Here is a 19,021-nt window from a genome sequence, read left to right as displayed (position 1 = left end):
GCCGGGACCGACGCGAAAACCCCGGATGCGGCGCGAAGCGGTCGGAACTCCCGTCGCCGGCGGCCGGCGCGGTCAGGTCGCCGGCGAGAAGCGCAGCGCCCCGAACGCGTCGACCGCCGCGACGGCCTCGCCGCGGGCGCGCAGATGGTTGAGATGCGCCACCGCTTCGGTCAGCGCCAATCCGTACTCCGCCTCGCCGATCTCGCGGCGGAACAGCGCGCCGAGGCAGTCGGCGGCGCTGCGCGGGGCCTGCGCGATATGGGCGCGCAGCCGCTCCAGGGCGCCCTCGTGGTTCTCGATCAACTGGCGCAGCCGCAGCGGCAGGCCGGTGAAGGGCGCGTTGTGGCCGGGCAGCGCGAGGCGGGCGTCGTCGGCCAGCCCGCTCAGGCGGCGGCAGCTGTCCAGCCAGTCCGACAACGGATCGGCCTCGGGTTCGGAGGGATAGACCCCGATATGCGAGGAGATGCGCGGCAGGATCTGGTCGCCGGTCAGCGCCAGTTCGCCGTCCTCGCTCCAGAGCGTCGCATGTTCGGGCGCGTGGCCGCCGCCGCAGACGACCCGCCAGCGCCGCCCGCCCGCCTCGACCGCATCGCCCTCGGCGATGCGGCGAAAGCCCTCGGGCAGGCGGGCGACGGTGCGCGAGAAATTGAAGGGCTCGGCCTCGGCGTAGGCGCGCAGGCGTTCGGCGTCGAGGCCGGCGCGGCGGCGGAAGGCGACGGCCTCGGGGCTCGGGCGCTCCTGATGGTCGAGCTGCAGCATCCGCGCATAGAGCCACGCCGTGCGGGTGGTCCAGAGCTCTGCGCCGCGCGCGATCAGCCAGCCGGCCAGCCCCATATGGTCGGGGTGGTGATGGGTGACGATGAGCCGCCGCACGGGCCGGCCCGCGAGCGGTCCGGCGAGCAGCGCCTCCCACCCCGCGCGGCAGCCGCGCCAGTTCAGCCCTGTATCCACCAGCGTCCAGCCGTCGCCGTCGTCAAGCGCGTAGCAGTTGACGTGATCGAGCCTCATCGGCAGCGGCAGACGCAGCCACAGAACGCCCTCGGCGACGGCGGATGCGCCGCCGGGCGCGGGCGGCTCGAAGGGCGTCCGCAGGCCCGGCAGGTCGCGGGGCGACACGCTCAGGCGGCGGCGCTGTCGGCGGCGTCTTCGGTCTCGATCTCGGGATAGAGCGCCCCGGCTCCTTCGGTCGCGGCCGCGAGATGCGCCGCGGCCTGAGGCAGCTCCTGCCGGATGAAGAAGGACGCCAGCGGCATGAGCTTCGGCGCCGCCTCCGCCCCCTTGAACAGGAAGTAGCCGCCCAGCAGCAGCGCCCAGGCGCGCAGGAACGGCGTCGCGCCGGCGTGGCGGTCGTTGCCCTTGGCGGCGATCATCCAGTCGGTCGCCGCCAGCACCTGCGCGCGCGCCGCGTCGAGCCGGGCGGCGAGCTCGGCGCCCGCGCCGCTGCGCGCCTGCGCGGCGAACGCCGCGATCTCGTCGAGCATCGCATGCGGGGCCGCGCCGTGCTGGGCCAGCTTTCGCCCGACCAGATCCATCGCCTGCACGCCGTTGGCGCCTTCGTAGATCGGGGTCACGCGCACGTCGCGGTAGAACTGCGCGACGCCCGTCTCCTCGACATAGCCCATCCCGCCATGCACCTGGATGCCGAGCGAGGCGACTTCGCAGCCGACATCCGTCCCGAACGCCTTTGCGATGGGCGTCAGCAGGCCCGCGCGCGCGGCCCAGCCGGCGCGCTCGGCCTCAGGGGCCGCGCGGGCGAAATCGAGCGCGGTCGCGCAGGCGAAGCAGATCGCGCGCGCCGCCATGGTGCGGGCGCGCATCGTCGTCAGCATGCGCCGCACGTCGGCGTGGTCGGCGATCGGGCCGTGGCCGTCGCCGACCGGGGTGCGGCCCTGCCGGCGCGCCTGCGCATAGGCTTCCGCCGCCTGCAAAGCGGCCTCTGCGACGCCGACGCCCTGAACGCCGACGCCAAGCCGCGCCGCGTTCATCATCGAGAACATCGCCATAAGTCCGCGATTCTCGCCGCCGATCAGCCAGGCGGCGGCGCCGTCGAACTCCATCACGCAGGTCGGCGAGCCGTGCAGGCCCATCTTGTGTTCGAGCCCGATGGCGCGCATCGCGTTGCGCGGCCCCAGCGTCCCGTCGGCCTCGGGGATGAATTTCGGGCAGAGGAACATCGACACGCCGCGCACCCCGTCCGGCGCCCCGGCGATCCGCCCGAGCACGAGGTGGCAGACGTTCTCCGCCGCGTCGTGGTCGCCCCAGGTGATGAAGATCTTCTGCCCGTGCAGCCGGTAAGTTCCGTCCCCGGCCGGTTCGGCGCGCAACCGCAGCGCGCCGACGTCGCTGCCCGCGCCGGGCTCCGTGAGGTCCATCACCCCGGTCCACTCCCCGCTCGCGAGCTTTGGGATGTAGAGGTCGCGCACCCAGTCCGGCGCGTGCTCCTGCAGCGCCTCGATCTTGCCGATGGTCAAGAGCGGCCCGAGCGCGAGGGCGAGGCAGGCGCTCGACGTCATCTCGTTGAAGGCGGTGAAGAAGGCGTGCGGCAGCCCCATGCCGCCCCAGCGCGGCTCGGCGGTCAGCCCCATCCAGCCGCCGTCGCGGATCGCGGCGAAGCCCTCGACGAACCCCTTCGGCAGGCGCACCACGCCGTTCTCGATCCGGCAGGGGTCGAGGTCGCCAACGCGGTTGAGGGGCGCGAGAACCTCCTCGGCCAGCTTCGCCGCCTCGGTCAGGATCGCGTCGCGGGTCTCGACGGTCGCCTCGGCGAAGAGCTCGGTCCCCGCCAGCGCGTCTGCGCCGACCATGTGGGTCAGCGTGAGGGAGATCTCCTCCAACGGCGCGCGATAGGTCATGGGGTGCTCCTCGACTGATCAGCGCGCAGCATATCGCGGAGGGGGCGCCGGACGCAGGCCGCAGGCTTTGCGGCATGCCGACGCAGCGCGGGGGCAGAAGTCAGAACCAGAGCGTCGCGCGCTCCGCGCCGTCGAAGCCCTTCTCGACGAGACGCGGCGCCGCGCGGCCGAGATCGCCGCGCAGGAAGGCCGCGACGCCGATGCGCGTCGGATCGGTCGAGGCGTCGATGCGGGCGACGTCGCCGTCGAACGCGCCGCAGCAGAACTCCTGCGCAAACAGCGCGCGCAGCGCCGGCCGGTCGTTCGCGGCGAGCGCCGCCGCGAGCGCGTCGGCGAGGGCCGTGCCGGAAGCGGCGGCTGGGTCCGCGCGCCCCAGCGAGAACCCCTCGGGACCGGCTGCGAGCACGAGCAGCCGCCCCGCCGCGTCGCGCAGCGTGCGGGTTTCGACCGGGCCGGCCTCCGCCAGCGTCCACAGCTCGGAGTAGTCGGCATGCACGCCGGTCTCGATGAGCCCCTCCGCCGCCATCTCCAGCGCGCCGACATCGGGGCCTGTCTGCGGACCGCGGAAGTTGATCTCCCGCGTCCAGACGCAGACGCCGTCCTCGACTTCCGTCGTCCCCGCGAAGCCCTCGCAGCGCGCCAGAGCCGACAGCGCCGCCGCGTCGAGTTCGGCGAGCGAGGCCGCGCCGCCCATATCCGGCAGATCGGCGGGGATGCGCAGATCGACGAAATCCCGCGCCCCCTGCCGCCACAACACGCGCGTCTCCCGATCTTCCAAGCCGGGGGCGCGCAGCCAGAGCCGCCGCCAGCACCCTTCCAGATCGGCGAGCGCGATCACGCGGCGCGGGCGGCGCGGGCGGCCAGCGCCGCGACGACCTCGTCCGCGCTGAGATTGGCGCCGGTCTGCAGATACTCCATCGCCGCGAGCGATGCGGCGTGCGCCTCCGGCGAGGTGCCGCCCACCGCGTCGACCGCCACGCGGCAGTGATAATCGTGCTGATGCGCGTCGGCGAAGGTGTAGTGCACGCAGACGTCGGTCATGCCGCCGACCATGATCAGCGTCTGCGCCTTCAGCCCTTTCAGCAGGATTTCGAGCTCGGTGCCGAAGAAGCAGGAATAGCGGCGCTTGCGGATGAAATAATCGCTCTCGCGCCGCCCGGTCTGCGCGTCGGCGAGCGGCGTGCCCGGCTCGCCCTCCATGCAGTGGATCGTCTCGGTTCCGTCGAGTTCGCGTCCGTAGTCGATCATGTCGCGCCGGTGCGCCTCCTGAAAATAGATCGTGGGCACGTTCAGGCGGCGACACTCCGCGATCAGGGCGCAGGCGCGCTCCATCGCGGCGCGATAGCCCGGCATGGTGGGAATGCCGGCCTTGACCGGCATGAAGGCCGAGGCCTGGATGTCGATGACGAGCAGGACAGGGTTTCCGACGATGGTCGGCTGGCGCGGCATGGCGGGCTCCCTCAGCTTTTGGCGGGATCGGCCCCCATCATGCGCGGCAGATCGCTGAAGCGGGCGACCAGCGCGAAGACGAGGACCGAGACGACGATGAACAGCACGGCGGCGACCGCCATGGTCGGCGTGAAGCCGTTGCGCAGCGAGTTGAATATCTGCAGCGTGACGGTCGCATAGCCGGACGCCGAGACGAAGAACATCACGATGAACTCGTTGAAGCTCAGCACCATGGCGAAGAAGAAGCCCGAAAGCGTGTAGGGCGCGGTCTGCGGCAGGACGATGGTGCGCAGGATCGCGCCCTCGGTCGCGCCCATGGTGGCGGCGGCGTCGAGATGGGCGCGGTCGATCCCGCGCAGTCCGATCGAGATCGTCGCGAGCGGCAGGGCTGCGAACAGCGCGGCATGGCTCAGCACGCCGGCCCAGATCGTCCCCAGCCCGCCGCCGAAGCTCCAGAGGAAGCCGAGCCCCACGCCGAACACGATGGGCGGCAGCATGAAGGGCAACGCCATCAGCGCCCCCGCAGCCTGCGCCGCGCGCTCGGACCTGCGCCAAAGCGCATAGGCCACCGGCCATGCGGCGAGCGTCCCCAGCGCCGCCGAGGCGACCGCCACGAGGATCGACACGCGCAGCGCCCGCGTCCACACGGGGTCGCCCACGAAGAACTCCGCGAAGCGCGCCAGCGTGGGGTCCTGCGGCGGAAACAGCATGGTGCGCCCGCCATTGAGCGCCGCCGCGCAAACCACCGCGATGGGGGCCGCGAGAAAGACCGCGCACCAGCCCAGATAGGCGATGCGTCCGAGCCGCGCCGCGCTCACGCCCCGCGCTCCAGCTTCGCGACCCGCGCGCTCGCCAGCAGCAGCAGCGCCGAAACCAGCAGCAGCGCCACCGATTGCGCGGCGGCGAAGGGCGCGTCGAGCGTCGCCCCGCGCACGCTGTTGTAGATCGTCACCGTCAGCGTCTGCTGCGAGGGGTCCGCGAACTGGGTCACCACCACATAGGCCCCCAGCAGATAGACGAAGAGCAGGAAGGTCGCGCCGAGGATCGGCAGACGCACGGCCGGCAGCACCACCGTGCGGATCACCGTGAACGACCGCGCGCCCATGGTGCGGGCGGCTTCGGCGAGACTCGGGTCGATGCGCGACAGCGGCGGGTAGAGCAGGATCACGGCGTAGGGGAACACCAGATAGCTCATCGTCACCACGGTCGCGACGGCGGAGGTCTTGAACTTGAGGTTGCGCGGATTGGCGAGGTCCCAGGCCTGGAGCGTCGGCCACCACCCGGCCTCGCGCAGCCAGTCCGTCAGGCCGATCTCGCGCGCGACCATCGGCAGGCCGGAGCGGCCGGACAGCAGGATGTCCCAGCCCATCACCACGAAGACCTCGGACAGCGACAGCGAGGCGAGGATGAAGACCAGCCACGCCGCCTGCGCCCGCCGCGACTGCCGCGTGATCAGCCAGGTGAAGGGGAAGGCGAAGGCGACCGCGAGGATCGAGGCGAGCACGGCGAAATAGAGCGAGAACCACAGCTTCTGCGGATAGACGAAGGATACCGCCTCGGGCCATTCGAACCCGAACAGAAAGCGCTGATAGGAGGCGAGGCTCAGGCTCCAGCGCCAGTCCTCGCCGTCGATCTTCTCACCGAAGCTGATCGCAAGCACGAGCAGGAACGGGCCGAGGCACAGCACCGCGACGAACGCGCCGATGATCGCACGCGCCGCAAGCGCGCCGAACCCGCCGCCCTGCCCCGCAGCCGGCGCGGCGGAAAGGTCGGCGGCCTCGGCGACCGCGCTCACGCCGCCTCGCGCGGGTAGAGCCGCAGCGCCTCGGGCGGCCATTCCGCCCAGACCTGCTCGCCCATGGCGAAGCTCTCGCGGTCGGCATGGCCGAGTTCGGCGGTCATCCGCGCGCCGGCCGCGACGAGATGGATCTCGCAGGTCGGGCCGATGTCGCGCACGAAGCTGATTTCGGCGCGCACGGAGTTGGTCTCGGCGCGCGGCGCGCGCGACAGCCGCACCGCTTCGGGCCGGCAGGCGATGGTGACGGGCGAACCGCAGCGGAAGGGCGCGGGCGTCGCCGGGCGGAACACGCCGCCCAGCGCATGGGCCGCGCCGTCGCGCACTTCGCCGTTGAGGAAATTCGCCTTGCCGATGAAGCCCGCGACGAAGGCGGTCGCGGGATGGGCGTAGACCGTCTGGGGCGGGCCGACCTGCTCGGCGGCGCCCTGCGACATCACGACGATGCTGTCGGCCATGGTCATCGCCTCGCGCTGGTCATGGGTGACGACGATGGTGGTGATCCCCAGCCGCTGCTGCAGCAACCGCAGCTCGACCTGCATCTCCTCGCGGAGCTTCGCGTCGAGCGCCGACATCGGCTCGTCGAGCAGGAACACCGACGGCTCCTGCGCCAGCGCGCGGGCGATGGCGACGCGCTGGCGCTGCCCGCCCGAGAGCGCGCCGATGCGGCGGTCGCCATAGCCGGAGAGCTGCACGAGATCGAGCAGCCGCTCGGCCTTGGCCCGCCGCTCCGCTTTCGGCGCGCCGGCGATGGCGAGGCTGTATGCGACGTTCTCGGCCACCGAGAGGTGCGGAAACAGCGCGAAGGACTGGAACACCATGCCGAAGCGGCGCACATGCGCGGCTTCGGCGGTGATGTCGCGCCCGTCGAGCAGGATCCGCCCCGCAGACGGCGTTTCCAGCCCAGCGATCATGCGCAGCAGCGTGGTCTTGCCGCAACCCGAAGGCCCGAGCAGCGCCGTCAGCTCGCCTTCGGGGAAATCGAGCGTGATCCCCTCCACTGCGGTCACGCCGCCCGGATAGACCTTGGCGACGCCGCGCAGCGACAGCCCCCGCATTGCGCGGCCTCAGGACTCGGAGAGCATCTTCTCCCAGCTCTCCTTCATGAAGGTCTCGTGGTCGAGATAAGCCTCGAAATTCGGCGTGATGGCGGGCGCGCCCGAGACGGCGGCGAACTCGTCTTCGGTCAGATCGGTCGAAGCGCGGTCCATGAGCGGCGCTGTGCCGATCTTGCGCGCCATCAGCGCCTGCGTCGCGGGCAGGCAGGAGAAGGTCATGAACTCCTGCGCCTCCGCCGCCTTCTCCGACCCCGCCGACAGGCACCATGAGCCGTAATTCTGCGGATTGCCCTCCTTGGGGAAGATCGAGGCGATCGGGAAGCCGTCGGCGGCCATGATGCCGGCGACGTCGTGGTAATAGGTGCCGCCCACCACGTCGCCGTTCTTCATCGCCTGCTCCATCTGGCTCTCCGCCGACCACCACAGCGCGACATTGGGCTTGAGCTCGGCGATCTTGGCGATCACCGCCGAGATGCCCTCCTCTGTGCTCAGCACCTCCGGCCCCTCGAAGAAGGTCGCCGCCACCACGTCGAGGAAGTTCGAGTTGAACTCGCGCGAGACGCCCAGCGAGCGGGCGTAGACGGAGCTGTCCCAGAACTCGGCCCAGCTGGTCGGCGCGGGGCTGATCTCGGTCGGGTTGACCACCATCGAGACGAACCACGACATCGCGCCGACGCCCACCGGGCCGGTCGCGTCCGCATAGAGGAACCGCGGATCGAGGCCCGAGGCGGTGGGGATCTTCGACAGGTCGAGCGGCTGCAAGAGCCCGCCGATGCGCGACGCCTTGATCATCGTGTCGCGCCCGTAGAGCGAGACGTCCGTCGGCGTCTGCCCCGCCATCGCCGCCTGCTGCATCGTCACGAGCCAGTCCGCCGAATTGGGCTGCGTCACGCTCTCGACCGCGATGCCGGTGGCGGCGGTGAATTCGGGGAAGACGTGCTCCTTGAAGCTGTTCTCGAAATACCCGCCATAGGAGGCGACCCGCAGGCTGCGCGCCTGCGCGATCGCCGGGGCCCCGATCATCCCGACCGCCAGCGCGCCCGCCCCGCCCTGCAACAGCCTGCGGCGCGAGAGGCCGCCGGCGCGCGGGCGCGCCAAGGAGAGGGGAGACGTCGGTGCGGTCATGGCTCTGGCTCCTGTCGATGGACGGGCGGCGGCGCCGCCGTCTCGTGGTTTGGAGGCAGCATGAAGCGGGCGCAGCGCGATCCAAGCCCGGAGCGCCGCCCGCAGAAGGTCGGCGAGACGTTTGCCGCAGAGGCGGGCGGCGATCCGCCACGACGCCCAAAAAAGCGGCGGTCAGTTATGCCTTGGCGAGCCATGCGGCAGTATGCCACCGTTTCACATCGAACGAACGGGCTGGAGAGAATCGAGCATGGCGACGATGGCGGCGGATCAGATGGCGCGGCGCGTGGAGGCTTCGGCCCTGCCGGTGATCGACATCGGGGCGCTGCAGACAGGCGAGTCTGAAGGCGTCCGCGCCGCCGCCGCCGCGCTCGGCGCCGCGGCGCGCAGCTCGGGGTTCTTCTACATCGTCAATCACGGCGTGCCGAAAGCGACGACGGAAGCGCTGTTCGCCGCCTCGCGCGCCTTCCACGCGCAGCCGCGCAGCTACAAGATGCGCTGGTGGTCGGGCTTCACCACCCATCACCGCGGCTATGTCCCCTTCGAGGAGAACGGCGCCAGTTTTCCCAGGCGCATCAACATGAACGAAGCCTGGGACATGTCGTTCGAAGCGCCCGCCGACCATCCCGACCATCTCGCCGGCTGGCGGATGACCGGCCCGAACGTCTGGCCCGACCTGCCCGGCTGGCGCGCGGCGGTCGGCGGCTATTACGACGCCGTTTTCGCGCTGGGGTTGCGGATGCTCGACGCGCTGGCGCTGGAGCTCGACGTCGATCCGGCGGAGCTGCGGCGGCACATCACCTGCCCGACTTCGCAGCTGCGGCTCCTGCGCTACGTGCCGAACGAACTGCCGGCCTCGGCGGACGTCGTCGGCATCGACGCCCATTCGGATTTCGAGTGCTTCACCATTCTGCTGCAGGGCGGGCCGGGGCTTCAGGTGCTCAGCCTCGACGGCGAGTGGATCGAAGCGCCGCCGATCGAGGGCGCGTTCATCGTCAACATCGGCGACATCTTCGAGACCTGGACCGGCGGCGCGTTCCGCTCGACCCAGCACCGCGTCGTCAACACCGGGCGCGAGCGGTTCTCCGCGCCGCTGTTCTTCGGCCTCGACTATCACGCCGTCGTCGAGCCGCTGCCGAAGTTCCGCACGCCCGAGGCGGTGGCGAAGTATCCGCCGATCAAGGCCGGCGAGCATCTGATGCGCATGTCGGTCGGCGCTTTCCGCTACATGGCCGACGCGCGCGAGAAGGGCGCGCTGACGCTGGACTTCGACGTCCCCGACCAGAACCCCTTCAAGCGCGAGGCGGGACAGGCCGCCGCCTCGGACGCCGGTTGTCTCAAAGTACCGGTTGGCTAACGCGGACCCGCGCGCATTACTGTGCCGCAGGCGCAGCCGGTCCCGCGCCTGCGACGCGCGAAGGAGCTGACCCGGCCATGACGCTCGACGCCAGACTGCGCGCCACGCTGACCAAGCGCCGCGAGGCCGCCGAAGCCGGCGGCGGGCCTGCCAAGATCGCAGAGCGTCGCGCCAAGGGGCTGCTCAGCGCCCGCGACCGTCTGGCGGCGCTGTTCGAGGAAGGCACATTTCAGGAATACGGCGCCCATGCCCGCCACGGCTGCACGTCCTTCGGCATGGAGAGCAAGGCTATCCCCGCCGACGGGGTGGTGGTCGGGACCGGCTTCGTCGACGGAAGGCAGGTCGCGGCCTTCAGCCAGGATTTCACCGCCGTCGGCGGCACGCTGGGCAAGATGCACGCCCGCAAGATCGCCTGGGCGCAGGACCATGCCCTGCGCACCGGGGTTCCGCTGGTCGGCTTCAAGGATTCGGGCGGCGCGCGCATCCAGGAAGGCGTCGACGCGCTGTCGGGCTATGGCGAAGTGTTCTACCGCAACGTCACCCTCTCGGGCGTCGCGCCCCAGATCGCGGTGATCGCCGGCCCCTGCGCGGGCGGCGCCGCCTATTCGCCGGCGCTGATGGACTTCATCGTGATGACGAAGGCCAACGCGCAGCTTTTCATCACCGGCCCGCAGGTCATCAAGTCGGTCACCGGGCGCGACGTGACGATGGACGAGGTCGGGGGCGCGGCGATGCATGCGGCGGTCAGCGGCAATGTCCATCTGCTCGCCGAGGACGACGCCCACGCGGTGGCGTTGACGCGCGAGCTGCTGGGCTACCTGCCGTCGAACAACGCCGACGACCCGCCGCATGCGTTGCGGGACATCGATTTCGGCCCCGACGACGGCATGGACGCGCTGGTGCGCTCCGACGCGTCCGAGCCGATGGACATGCACGCGATCCTGCGCCGCGTGCTCGACGGCGGACGGCTGTTCGAGATCCGGGCGAGTTTCGCGCGCAACCTCATCGTGGGCTTCGGGCGGCTCGACGGCGCGGTGGTGGGCGTGCTCGCCAACAACTCGATGGAGAAGGCGGGCTGCCTCGACATCGACGCCTCCGACAAGGGCGCGGCCTTCATCCGCTTCTGCAACGCCTTCAACATTCCGCTGATCACCTTCGTCGACGTGCCGGGCTTCCTGCCCGGGATCGATCAGGAGCGCGGCGGCATCATCCGCCACGGCGCGAAGATGCTGTTCTCCTACGCCGCGAGCACGGTGCCCAAGCTGACGCTGGTGACCCGCAAGGCCTATGGCGGGTCCTATCTGGCGATGTGCAGTCAGGAGATGGGGGCGGATTGCGTGTTCGCGTGGCCGACCGCCGAAATCGCGGTGATGGGGGCGGAGGGCGCCGTCAACATCCTCTACGGGCGCGAGCTCTCCGCCATCGAGGACCCCGAGGCGCGGGCGGCGCGGCGTCGCGCCGTCGTCGAGGAGTACCGCGCCGAGTTCGCCTCGCCCTATCTCGCGGCCTCCAAGGGCTACGTCACCGATGTGATCGAACCCGAGATGACCAAGGCCGCGCTGTCGCTGGCGCTGCGCAAGCTGATGACCAAGCGCGAGCTGAGGCCCGCGAAGAAGCACGGCCTGATCCCGATGTGACGGCGCCGGGGCCCCTTCCCCGCCGCCCCTCCCCGACCCGAGGAGCCGACCATGATCCGACGTCTGCGCATCACCGTCGACGGCAAGGCGTACGACGTGCTCGTCGAGGAAGTCGCCGGCGAAGGCGAGGCGCTCCCGCCGCCCGCCGCCGCGGCTCCGGCGGCTGCGTCGGTCGCCAGTCCCGGCGCCCCCAGGCCCGCCGCCGCGCCCTCGGCTCCCAGCGGCCCTCCCGGCGCGGGCGACGCCCAGCGCGCGCCGCTCGCCGGAACCATCGCCTCGGTCGCGGTCTCGGTCGGCGACGTGGTGGCCGCCGACCAGCAGCTCTGCGTCATCGAGGCGATGAAGATGAAGACGGCGATCAACGCGATGCGCGGCGGCAAGGTGACCTCCGTGCTGGTGGCGCCGGGCGACGCGGTCGACGCCGACCAGCCGCTCGTCACCATCGCCTGACGCCGGGAGACGCGCGCTCATGGACGGCTCCGCGCTCGGCGCCCTGCAGATCGCCCTGACCGGCTTCGCGCTGATGGCGGCGATCAGCATGCTCTGCGCCCTGCTGATCCGGCTGATCGTGATCGGCCTGGCCCGCAGCCGCCGCGCGCCCGCCGCGCCCGCGCCGGAATTCGTCATGCCCGTGCGCGACGACCGCGCCGCGGTCGCCGCCGCCATCGCCGCCGCAGTGCATATCGCCATGCCCCGCCACCGGGTCCTGCGCATCGACCCCGCCCGCCAGAGCGCCGACTGGACTCGCGAGGCCCGCGCCCGCCAGCACGGAGCGCACACGCCGCGTCGCTGATCGCCCTGTCCCGCAAGCCGAGAGGCGCCGCCATGCTCGACATCTCGTTTATCGACCTTTTCCAGGGCATCGCCACGCTGGCCGCCGCCGAGCCGCACATCATGATCGGGCGGCTGTTCCTGATCGGGCTGGGGCTCGCGCTGATCTGGCTCGGCCAGAAGGGCGTGCTCGAGGCGCTGCTGATGATCCCGATGGGCCTCGGCATGGCGACGGTCAACGCCGCCGTTCTGTTCTTCGAGGATGGGCGCACCGGCACGCTGTTTCTCGATCCGCTCGCGAGCGGCACCGACGCGGTGATGACCGCGCTGCAGATCGACTGGCTCCAGCCGGTCTACACGCTGATGTTCTCGAACGGCCTGATCGCCTGTCTGGTGTTCATCGGCATCGGCACGCTGCTCGACGTGGGCTATGTGATGCAGCGCCCCTTCACCTCCATGTTCCTCGCGATCTGCGGCGAGCTCGGCACCGTGGTCGCGCTGCCGCTGGCCGCGATGTGGGGGCTGCCGCTCAACGAGGCTGCGGCGGCCGCCACCATCGGCGGGGCCGACGGGCCGATGGTGCTGTTCGCCTCGCTGATCCTCGCGCCCGAGATCTTCGTCGCGATCACTGTGGTCGGTTATCTCTATCTCGGGCTGACTTACGGGGCGTATCCGCATCTGGTGAAGGCGCTGGTGCCCGAGCGGCTGCGCGCCATCCAGATGCCGGTCGAGAAGCTCCGCGCGATCTCCAGCGCCGAGAAGATGATGTTCGCCGTCGCGGCCTGCGTGCTGCTGTCGCTCCTGTTCCCGGTCGCCGCGCCGCTGTTTCTGAGCCTGTTCATCGGCGTGGTGGTGCGTGAAAGCGGGCTGAACAATTTCCGCGAGGTGTTCTCGGGGCCCGTGCTCTACGGCGCGACGTTCTTTCTCGGCCTCACGCTCGGCGTGCTGTGCGAGGCCAGCACCATCCTCGACCCCAAGGTGCTCACTTTGCTGGTGCTGGGCATCGTCGCTTTGACCGTCTCGGCGCTGGGCGGGCTGCTCGGGGGCTATGCGCTGTGGTGGTTCACCGGCGGGCGCTTCAACCCGGTGATCGGGATCGCCGCCGTCTCCTGCGTGCCGACCACGGCGAAGGTGGCGCAGAAGATCGTCAGCCAGGCCAACCCCAACGCCATCGTGCTGCCGCATGCGCTGGGCGTCAGCATCAGCGGCGTGATCACCAGCGCGACCTTCGCCGCCATCCTGATCTCGATGCTGCGGGCGGGCTGAACCGGCGCGGCGACGGGCTCAGCCCGCCCGCGCGCCCCCATCGGGCAACCCGCCCGCGCGGATCAGAAAGTCGACGATCTCGGCCACGCCCTCGCCGGTCCTCAGATTGGAGAACTGCACGGGCCGGTCGCCGCGCATCCGCGCCGCGTCGCGCGCCATCACCTCGAGCGAGGCCCCGACATGGGGGGCGAGGTCGGTCTTGTTGATCACCAGAAGGTCGGAGAGGGTGATCGCCGGCCCGCCCTTGCGCGGCACCTTCTCGCCGCCCGCCACGTCGATCACGTAGAGGGTCAGGTCGGCGAGTTCGGGGCTGAAGGTGGCCGACAGGTTGTCGCCGCCCGATTCGATGAAGATCACGTCGAGATCGGGAAAGTCGGCGCGCAGTTGCGCCACGGCGGCGAGGTTGATGCTGGCGTCCTCGCGGATCGCGGTGTGCGGGCAGCCGCCGGTCTCCACCGCGCGGATGCGGTCGAGCGGCAGGGCCTGCTCGCGCATCAGGAACTCGGCGTCCTCGCGCGTGTAGATGTCGTTGGCGATGGCGGCGATCGACCAGCGGTCGCGCATCCGCCGGCACAGCTCGGCGGTCAGCGTGGACTTGCCGACGCCGACCGGGCCGCCGATGCCGACGCGCAGGGGGCCGTGCGGGGAGGTCATGAGCGGAACAGCCTCACAGTCTGGGTTTCATGGCGCATCGCGGCGAGATCGGCGCGCAGCGCGCAGCCGCCGATCTCCTCGGGCGTCGCCGCCTCGGCCTGCGCCGCCGTCTCGCGGATCAGCGGCAGGAGCGCCGCGAGCGCGCGCGCGGCCTCGGTCTGGCCGATGGGGATGAGCCGGACGCCGACGGACAGCAGGTTGTGGGCGTAGGCCTGCAGGAACAGGGTCAGCGCAGGCCCGAGCGGCAGGGCATGGGCCGCCGCGGCGCGCCCCAGCGCGACCGGCCAGGGCGCGGGCGCGGCTTCCGGCCCGAAACTCGCTCCGGTGATCGCGGCGAAGGCGGCGCCGACGCTCGCGGTCTCGTCGAGGCGCTCGGCGGAGGGAGCGAGCGCGGCGGCGAAGTCCGCGACCTCCTCGCTGGCGGGGTCGCGCCACGCGGCGGCCAGCAGGATCGCGTCGCAGCGCCCCGAGCCATGGGCGAGGCAGTCGGCGATCCAGTCGCGCAAGGTTTCGGCGTCATCCACGTCGCCGGCGACGATCGCCCATTCCAGCCCGTGCGAGAAGGCGAACGCGCCGGTCGGCCAGGCGGGCGAGAGCCATGCGGCGAGCGTCTGAAGCGCGGCGTCATCCATGCGGGTGGCGGTGGTCGCGGTCACGCAGATGCGCGTCCTGCGCGGGCTCGCGCAGATGAGAATTCGGATCGTCATGGGCGCTGTGGGCGTGCGCGTGGGCGTGGGTGCGCCCATGGCCATAGGCGCCGCCTTCGGGCTGGAACGGCGCTTCGACCGCCGTCAGGGAGGCGCCGAGCCCGCGCAGCATGTCCTCCACCACATGGTCGTGGCGGATCAGCAGCCGCCCGTCCTCGATGGCGACCGGCAGGTGGCGGTTGCCCAGATGCCAGGCGAGGCGGGCGAGCTTCGCGGGCGTCTCGGCGCCGATGGCGGTGAGCCGCTCGGGCGCTGCGCGCACCAGCACATGCCGCCCGTCCTCCAGCATCAGCGCCTCGCCGTCGCGCAACTCCCGCGCTTCCGCGAGGTCGAGCAGGAAAGGCGCGCCGTCGTCGGTGGTCAGGGCCGCGCGCCGGCGCCAGCGCGCGTCATGGTCGAGGGTGACGGTCCCGGCGCAGAGGCCAGCCGGAGCCGACGAGACGGAGAGCGCGCGCAGGGTCATCCGGCGACATCCTCGGGGGGACCGGGTCGGTCCACGGCGACGGGAAACTAGCCCCTTTCCGTCGCGCCGTGTAGGGGGCGGCGCTCCGTCAGGCCGCAGCGCGCCGGGGCGCGCGGCGACGGGCGCGGCCGGGGCGCTTCGCCTGCGCGTGCTCGGGCCGCGTCTGCGCCGCGGGCGGGTGGTCGCCGAGGGCGCCGCAGGGCAGGAAGGCGCGGCGGATCACTTTCTCGATGGCGCGGAGCTTGTCGCGCTCGGTGTCGTCGCACAGGCTGATCGCCTGTCCTTCGGCGCCGTTGCGCCCCGTCCGCCCGATGCGGTGGGTGTAGCTCTCGGGCTCGTCGGGCAGGTCGTAATTGACGACATGGGTGACGCCCGCGACGTCGATGCCGCGCGCGGCGATGTCGGTCGCCACCAGCACCCGCACGGCGCCTGTGCGGAACGATTCCAGCGCGCGCTGGCGGGCGTTCTGGGCCTTGTCGCCATGGATCGCGTCCGCGCGCACGCCGTCGGCCTCCAGCCCCTTCGCCACCCGGTCCGCGCCGCGCTTGGTGCGGGCGAAGACGATGACCTTGGACATGTCCTTGTCGGCGAGCAGGGCGGTCAGGGCGCCGCGCTTGGCGCCGGCGGGCACATGCACGAGGCGCTGCTCGATCTTCTGCACGGTCGTGCCCTGCGGCGCGACTTCCACCCGCGCAGGCTCGCGCAGAAGCTCGTTGGCGAGCGTCTCGATCTCGGGCGGCATGGTCGCCGAGAACAACGCGGTGCGGCGGCCCGCCGGGATCATCGCGGCGATCTTCCGGATGTCGCGGATGAAGCCCATGTCGAGCATCCGGTCGGCTTCGTCGAGCACCAGCGTCTCGACCGCCGCCAGCGTCGCGTCGCGCTCGGTCAGAAGGTCCATCAGCCGGCCCGGCGTCGCGATGATCACGTCGACGCCGGACGCGAGGAGCTTGACCTGATTGTAGCGCGACATGCCGCCGAGCACGAGAACCGTGCGGATCGACATCGCCGCGCCGAAGCGGCGCAGTTCGGCGTCGATCTGCACGGCCAGTTCGCGCGTCGGCGCGAGGATCAGCGCGAATCCCGAGCGGGCGGGGCGGCGGCCCGAGCGGCCCGCCAGCGCCTCGATCAGCGGCAGGGCGAAAGCGGCGGTCTTGCCGGTGCCGGTCTGCGCCAGCGCGAGCACGTCGCGGCCCTGGAGCTGCGGCGGGATGGCGGCGGCCTGCACCGGCGTCGGGGCCGTGAAGCCGGCCTTGTCGAGCGCCTTCAGCAGGGCGGGCGAAAGAGAGAAGTCCGCAAATGCGGTCATGGAGAACTCCGTCAGAAGCGAGCGCGCGCCGCACTCGGCGGTCGCGGCGGCTCGGGCTTGGCGATCGCCAAGCGCAACTGGCGGAAAGCAAACGCGTGTGGTTGGGCGACGGTGTGCTCAGACCGGTTCGACCGGAAAGCGCCTGCGCTGTCGCGTGCCGAAGAGATGCGGGTCGAAGCGCGGAAAGTCAACCCCGTTGACCGATCCGGCTACATCCGCCGCTTCAGTTCGTCGATATAGGCTCCGTCGAGGCGCTTGGCGTGCTGGCGCCACAATTGCTCGATGCGGTTGGCGGCGATCACGCGCCCGAAGTCCTCGGTCTCGGAGCGGATGGCGAGCGTCCCGCGGGTCTTGCCGGCGTTGGCGTAGGCGCAGGTGATCAGCGCGTCGTAGCCGCGCCGCTCGACATTCTCGGCGGAGATCGCCCAGCCGTCCACCCGGATAGCGCCCGTCCCGAAGCTGAGGGCAACTTCCTCGAAAGCGCGCACCGCCGCTTCGACGCAATGGCTTTCGCGGTGGACGACGCCAAGGTCGCGCGCGGTCCAGGCGCCGGCTTGCGCCGCCTCGGACAGGCAGAGCGCGGCGAGCGACAAGGCGAGGCGGCGCATCGGCGGCTCCTGCGTCCGCGGGAAGCGGCGCGCCCAAGCCTGCGTCGACAGAGTTAAGACGGCGTTGCGCCTCAGGCCCCGACCAGCGCGCCGACGAGCCCCGCGAAGAGCGGCGCGCCATCCGCCCGCGCATCCGCCCCGCCCAGCGCGGGATCGGCGGCGCGTTCGGGATGCGGCATCAGCCCCAGAACGCGCCGGTTCTCCGACAGCACGCCGGCGATGTCGTCCATCGAGCCGTTGGGGTTGGGCGGCAGATAGCGCAGCGCGACGCGGTCCTCGGCGTCGAGCCGCGCGAGCGTCTCGGGTTCCGCGACGTAGCAGCCGTCATGGTGGGCGATGGGAAGGCTGATCTCGGCGCCCATTGCGTATCCGCGCGTGAAGGCGCTGTCGGCGGTCTCGATGCGCAAGGAAACGTCGCGGCGCAGGAAGGTCAGGCCGCGGTTGCGCATCAACGCGCCGGGCAGCAGCCCAGCTTCGAGCAGCACCTGGAAACCGTTGCACACGCCGAGGCCGTAACCGCCGCCGCGCAGGAAGCCCGCCACCGCCGTCATCGCCGGCGCCCGCGCCGCGATGGCCCCGCAGCGCAGATAGTCGCCGAAGGAGAAGCCGCCGGGGATCGCCACGAGGTCGAGACCTGCGGGAAGCGACGCCTCCTTGTGCCACAGCCGCACGACGTCGGCGCCGGCTGCGCGCAGCGCGACCTCCATGTCGCGGTCGCAATTGGAGCCGGGAAAGACCAGAACCGCCGCGCGCATCTTCCGCCCTCAGTCCAGCGCGATCGCGTAGGTCTCGATCACGGTGTTGGCGAGCAGGGTCTCGCACATCCGCGCGACCTGCGCGCGCGCCGCCTCCGGGTCGGTCTCGGCAAGGTCGAGTTCGATCACCTTGCCTTGCCGGACGCCGCCGACGCCGCCGAAGCCGAGCGTTCCGAGCGCCTGCCGGATCGCCTCGCCCTGCGGGTCGAGCACGCCGTCGCGCAGGGTGACGGTGACGCGGGCCTTCATCGGCGAACTCCCTCTCGCGGGCTCAGTGGACGAGCTTGGGGCCCTTGCCGGCGACCACGCCGCTCTCGGGCATGATGCCGAGGCGCTGGGCCACTTCGGCGTAGGCTTCGGTCAGATTGCCGAGGTCGCGGCGGAACACGTCCTTGTCGAATTTCCGCCCGGTTTTGGCGTCCCACAGGCGGCAGCTGTCGGGGCTGATCTCGTCGGCGACGATCACGCGCTGATAGTCGCCCTCCCAGATGCGCCCGCACTCGATCTTGAAGTCCACAAGCCGGATGCCGACGCCCATGAAAAGCCCCGACAGAAAGTCGTTCACGCGCAGTGCGAGGCTGATCATGTCGTCCACGTCCTGCTGGCTGGCCCAGTTGAAGGCGAGGATGTGCTCCTCGGTGACCATCGGGTCGCCGAGCTTGTCGTCCTTGTAATAGAATTCGATGATCGGGCGCGGCAGCGTGTCGCCTTCAGGGATGCCGAGACGCTTGGACAGCGAGCCGGCGGCGACGTTGCGCACCACGATCTCGATGGGGATGATCTCGACGGCGCGGATCAGTTGCTCGCGCATGTTGATGCGGCGGATGAAGTGGGTCGGCACGCCGATGCCGTTCAGCGCCGACATGATGTGCTCGGAAATTCGGTTGTTGAGCACGCCCTTGCCGTCGATCACCTGCCGCTTCTGGGCGTTGAAGGCCGTGGCGTCGTCCTTGAAATACTGGATCAACGTGCCGGGCTCCGGGCCTTCGTAAAGAATCTTCGCCTTGCCTTCGTAGACCATCCTGCGGCGGGCCATCGGCGTCTCCGAACAGAGATTGACGCGCAGCGCGAGGCGCGCGCGCGTCGGAGACAGCCGTATAGGCTGCGCCGGGCGCGCGGGCAAGCAGCGCTTGGGCCGGGCCGACGCAGTCGGTCCTCGCGCGGCTTCGTCAACTGGCGCCTCACGGCGGAATGCGCTAGCCGTTCCGGGAAATGCGC

21 protein-coding genes are annotated in these 19,021 nt (G+C 71.1%); 5 read left to right on the top strand and 16 right to left on the bottom strand.

Features of this window, described 5'->3' with window-relative positions; all coding sequences use genetic code 11:
- Positions 1 to 72: 72 nt before the first annotated feature.
- The 8 genes from V7Q31_RS03410 to V7Q31_RS03375 form a co-directional block, all read right to left on the bottom strand.
- Positions 73 to 1,116 carry an MBL fold metallo-hydrolase gene (locus V7Q31_RS03410; protein ID WP_333832268.1) on the bottom strand — a complete coding sequence of 348 codons (1,044 nt, stop codon included), beginning with the start codon at positions 1,114 to 1,116 and terminating at the stop codon, positions 73 to 75.
- A 2-nt stretch (positions 1,117 to 1,118) separates the two neighbouring features.
- Positions 1,119 to 2,852, bottom strand: a complete 1,734-nt coding sequence (locus V7Q31_RS03405) for an acyl-CoA dehydrogenase (RefSeq protein ID WP_333832267.1) — start codon at positions 2,850 to 2,852, stop codon at positions 1,119 to 1,121.
- 100 nt (positions 2,853 to 2,952) lie between these two features.
- Positions 2,953 to 3,609, bottom strand: a complete 657-nt coding sequence (locus V7Q31_RS03400) for a hypothetical protein (RefSeq protein WP_333832266.1) — start codon at positions 3,607 to 3,609, stop codon at positions 2,953 to 2,955.
- A gap of 77 nt (positions 3,610 to 3,686) precedes the next feature.
- Positions 3,687 to 4,301 (bottom strand): cysteine hydrolase family protein, encoded by a 615-nt coding sequence (locus V7Q31_RS03395; protein WP_333832265.1) that lies wholly within the window; start codon positions 4,299 to 4,301, stop codon positions 3,687 to 3,689.
- Between the two features lie 11 nt (positions 4,302 to 4,312).
- Positions 4,313 to 5,119, bottom strand: coding sequence for an ABC transporter permease (locus V7Q31_RS03390; RefSeq protein WP_333832264.1), 807 nt, complete (start codon positions 5,117 to 5,119; stop codon positions 4,313 to 4,315).
- Entirely contained in the window at positions 5,116 to 6,096 is a 981-nt protein-coding gene (locus V7Q31_RS03385) for an ABC transporter permease (RefSeq protein ID WP_333832263.1), read from the bottom strand. The genes V7Q31_RS03390 and V7Q31_RS03385 overlap by 4 nt, the downstream gene beginning before the upstream one ends.
- Positions 6,093 to 7,154 (bottom strand): ABC transporter ATP-binding protein, encoded by a 1,062-nt coding sequence (locus tag V7Q31_RS03380; RefSeq protein WP_333832262.1) that lies wholly within the window; start codon positions 7,152 to 7,154, stop codon positions 6,093 to 6,095. The genes V7Q31_RS03385 and V7Q31_RS03380 overlap by 4 nt, the downstream gene beginning before the upstream one ends.
- A gap of 9 nt (positions 7,155 to 7,163) precedes the next feature.
- A complete protein-coding gene (locus tag V7Q31_RS03375) occupies positions 7,164 to 8,279 on the bottom strand; it encodes an ABC transporter substrate-binding protein (RefSeq protein ID WP_333832261.1) in 1,116 nt (371 codons plus the stop codon).
- Positions 8,280 to 8,526: 247 nt separating this feature from the next.
- Here V7Q31_RS03375 and V7Q31_RS03370 point away from each other — a divergent pair, with 247 nt between their 5' ends.
- The 5 genes from V7Q31_RS03370 to V7Q31_RS03350 all read left to right on the top strand — a co-directional run bounded on the left by V7Q31_RS03370 (position 8,527) and on the right by V7Q31_RS03350 (position 13,307).
- Complete coding sequence (locus V7Q31_RS03370) at positions 8,527 to 9,633, top strand: isopenicillin N synthase family dioxygenase (RefSeq protein WP_333832260.1); 1,107 nt, start codon at positions 8,527 to 8,529, stop codon at positions 9,631 to 9,633.
- Positions 9,634 to 9,710: 77 nt separating this feature from the next.
- Positions 9,711 to 11,270, top strand: a complete 1,560-nt coding sequence (locus tag V7Q31_RS03365) for an acyl-CoA carboxylase subunit beta (protein ID WP_333832259.1) — start codon at positions 9,711 to 9,713, stop codon at positions 11,268 to 11,270.
- A 51-nt stretch (positions 11,271 to 11,321) separates the two neighbouring features.
- A complete protein-coding gene (locus V7Q31_RS03360) occupies positions 11,322 to 11,720 on the top strand; it encodes a biotin/lipoyl-containing protein (RefSeq protein WP_333832258.1) in 399 nt (132 codons plus the stop codon).
- A gap of 19 nt (positions 11,721 to 11,739) precedes the next feature.
- On the top strand, positions 11,740 to 12,063 hold the full coding sequence (locus tag V7Q31_RS03355) for a hypothetical protein (RefSeq protein WP_333832257.1): 324 nt from the start codon (positions 11,740 to 11,742) through the stop codon (positions 12,061 to 12,063).
- 32 nt (positions 12,064 to 12,095) lie between these two features.
- The gene (locus V7Q31_RS03350) at positions 12,096 to 13,307 is read left to right on the top strand and encodes a sodium ion-translocating decarboxylase subunit beta (protein WP_333832256.1); all 1,212 of its coding nucleotides are present in this window, start codon (positions 12,096 to 12,098) and stop codon (positions 13,305 to 13,307) included.
- An 18-nt stretch (positions 13,308 to 13,325) separates the two neighbouring features.
- Here the strand turns inward: V7Q31_RS03350 and ureG are convergent, their stop codons facing one another.
- The 8 genes from ureG to purC form a co-directional block, all read right to left on the bottom strand.
- Positions 13,326 to 13,961: an urease accessory protein UreG gene (ureG, locus tag V7Q31_RS03345; protein ID WP_333832255.1), complete on the bottom strand. Its 636-nt coding sequence runs from the start codon at positions 13,959 to 13,961 to the stop codon at positions 13,326 to 13,328.
- On the bottom strand, positions 13,958 to 14,593 hold the full coding sequence (locus tag V7Q31_RS03340) for an urease accessory protein UreF (protein WP_333832317.1): 636 nt from the start codon (positions 14,591 to 14,593) through the stop codon (positions 13,958 to 13,960). The genes ureG and V7Q31_RS03340 overlap by 4 nt, the downstream gene beginning before the upstream one ends.
- On the bottom strand, positions 14,586 to 15,131 hold the full coding sequence (locus V7Q31_RS03335; protein WP_333832254.1) for an urease accessory protein UreE: 546 nt from the start codon (positions 15,129 to 15,131) through the stop codon (positions 14,586 to 14,588). Before V7Q31_RS03335 ends, V7Q31_RS03340 begins: the two co-directional genes overlap by 8 nt.
- A gap of 88 nt (positions 15,132 to 15,219) precedes the next feature.
- Positions 15,220 to 16,440, bottom strand: coding sequence for a DEAD/DEAH box helicase (locus V7Q31_RS03330; RefSeq protein ID WP_333832253.1), 1,221 nt, complete (start codon positions 16,438 to 16,440; stop codon positions 15,220 to 15,222).
- Between the two features lie 209 nt (positions 16,441 to 16,649).
- Positions 16,650 to 17,048 (bottom strand): hypothetical protein, encoded by a 399-nt coding sequence (locus V7Q31_RS03325; RefSeq protein WP_333832252.1) that lies wholly within the window; start codon positions 17,046 to 17,048, stop codon positions 16,650 to 16,652.
- A 71-nt stretch (positions 17,049 to 17,119) separates the two neighbouring features.
- Positions 17,120 to 17,803 carry a phosphoribosylformylglycinamidine synthase subunit PurQ gene (gene purQ, locus V7Q31_RS03320; protein WP_333832251.1) on the bottom strand — a complete coding sequence of 228 codons (684 nt, stop codon included), beginning with the start codon at positions 17,801 to 17,803 and terminating at the stop codon, positions 17,120 to 17,122.
- A gap of 9 nt (positions 17,804 to 17,812) precedes the next feature.
- Complete coding sequence (purS, locus tag V7Q31_RS03315; RefSeq protein WP_333832250.1) at positions 17,813 to 18,052, bottom strand: phosphoribosylformylglycinamidine synthase subunit PurS; 240 nt, start codon at positions 18,050 to 18,052, stop codon at positions 17,813 to 17,815.
- 22 nt (positions 18,053 to 18,074) lie between these two features.
- Positions 18,075 to 18,839: a phosphoribosylaminoimidazolesuccinocarboxamide synthase gene (purC, locus tag V7Q31_RS03310; protein WP_333832249.1), complete on the bottom strand. Its 765-nt coding sequence runs from the start codon at positions 18,837 to 18,839 to the stop codon at positions 18,075 to 18,077.
- Positions 18,840 to 19,021 lie beyond the last annotated feature (182 nt).

The sequence above is a fragment of the Rubrimonas sp. genome, from assembly GCF_036788415.1.
GTDB lineage: Bacteria > Pseudomonadota > Alphaproteobacteria > Rhodobacterales > Rhodobacteraceae > Rubrimonas.
This window is presented reverse-complemented; position numbering and strand designations above follow the sequence as displayed.

Coding starts and splice junctions, on each gene's coding strand:
- purC (WP_333832249.1), bottom strand. CDS start 18,839: ATGGCCCGCCGCAGGATGGTCTACGAAGGCAAGGCGAAGATTCTTTAC.
- V7Q31_RS03360 (WP_333832258.1), top strand. CDS start 11,322: ATGATCCGACGTCTGCGCATCACCGTCGACGGCAAGGCGTACGACGTG.
- V7Q31_RS03405 (WP_333832267.1), bottom strand. CDS start 2,852: ATGACCTATCGCGCGCCGTTGGAGGAGATCTCCCTCACGCTGACCCAC.
- V7Q31_RS03375 (WP_333832261.1), bottom strand. CDS start 8,279: ATGACCGCACCGACGTCTCCCCTCTCCTTGGCGCGCCCGCGCGCCGGC.
- purS (WP_333832250.1), bottom strand. CDS start 18,052: ATGAAGGCCCGCGTCACCGTCACCCTGCGCGACGGCGTGCTCGACCCG.
- V7Q31_RS03355 (WP_333832257.1), top strand. CDS start 11,740: ATGGACGGCTCCGCGCTCGGCGCCCTGCAGATCGCCCTGACCGGCTTC.
- V7Q31_RS03365 (WP_333832259.1), top strand. CDS start 9,711: ATGACGCTCGACGCCAGACTGCGCGCCACGCTGACCAAGCGCCGCGAG.
- purQ (WP_333832251.1), bottom strand. CDS start 17,803: ATGCGCGCGGCGGTTCTGGTCTTTCCCGGCTCCAATTGCGACCGCGAC.
- V7Q31_RS03370 (WP_333832260.1), top strand. CDS start 8,527: ATGGCGACGATGGCGGCGGATCAGATGGCGCGGCGCGTGGAGGCTTCG.
- V7Q31_RS03335 (WP_333832254.1), bottom strand. CDS start 15,131: ATGACCCTGCGCGCGCTCTCCGTCTCGTCGGCTCCGGCTGGCCTCTGC.
- ureG (WP_333832255.1), bottom strand. CDS start 13,961: ATGACCTCCCCGCACGGCCCCCTGCGCGTCGGCATCGGCGGCCCGGTC.
- V7Q31_RS03395 (WP_333832265.1), bottom strand. CDS start 4,301: ATGCCGCGCCAGCCGACCATCGTCGGAAACCCTGTCCTGCTCGTCATC.
- V7Q31_RS03350 (WP_333832256.1), top strand. CDS start 12,096: ATGCTCGACATCTCGTTTATCGACCTTTTCCAGGGCATCGCCACGCTG.
- V7Q31_RS03380 (WP_333832262.1), bottom strand. CDS start 7,154: ATGCGGGGGCTGTCGCTGCGCGGCGTCGCCAAGGTCTATCCGGGCGGC.
- V7Q31_RS03325 (WP_333832252.1), bottom strand. CDS start 17,048: ATGCGCCGCCTCGCCTTGTCGCTCGCCGCGCTCTGCCTGTCCGAGGCG.
- V7Q31_RS03340 (WP_333832317.1), bottom strand. CDS start 14,593: ATGGATGACGCCGCGCTTCAGACGCTCGCCGCATGGCTCTCGCCCGCC.
- V7Q31_RS03330 (WP_333832253.1), bottom strand. CDS start 16,440: ATGACCGCATTTGCGGACTTCTCTCTTTCGCCCGCCCTGCTGAAGGCG.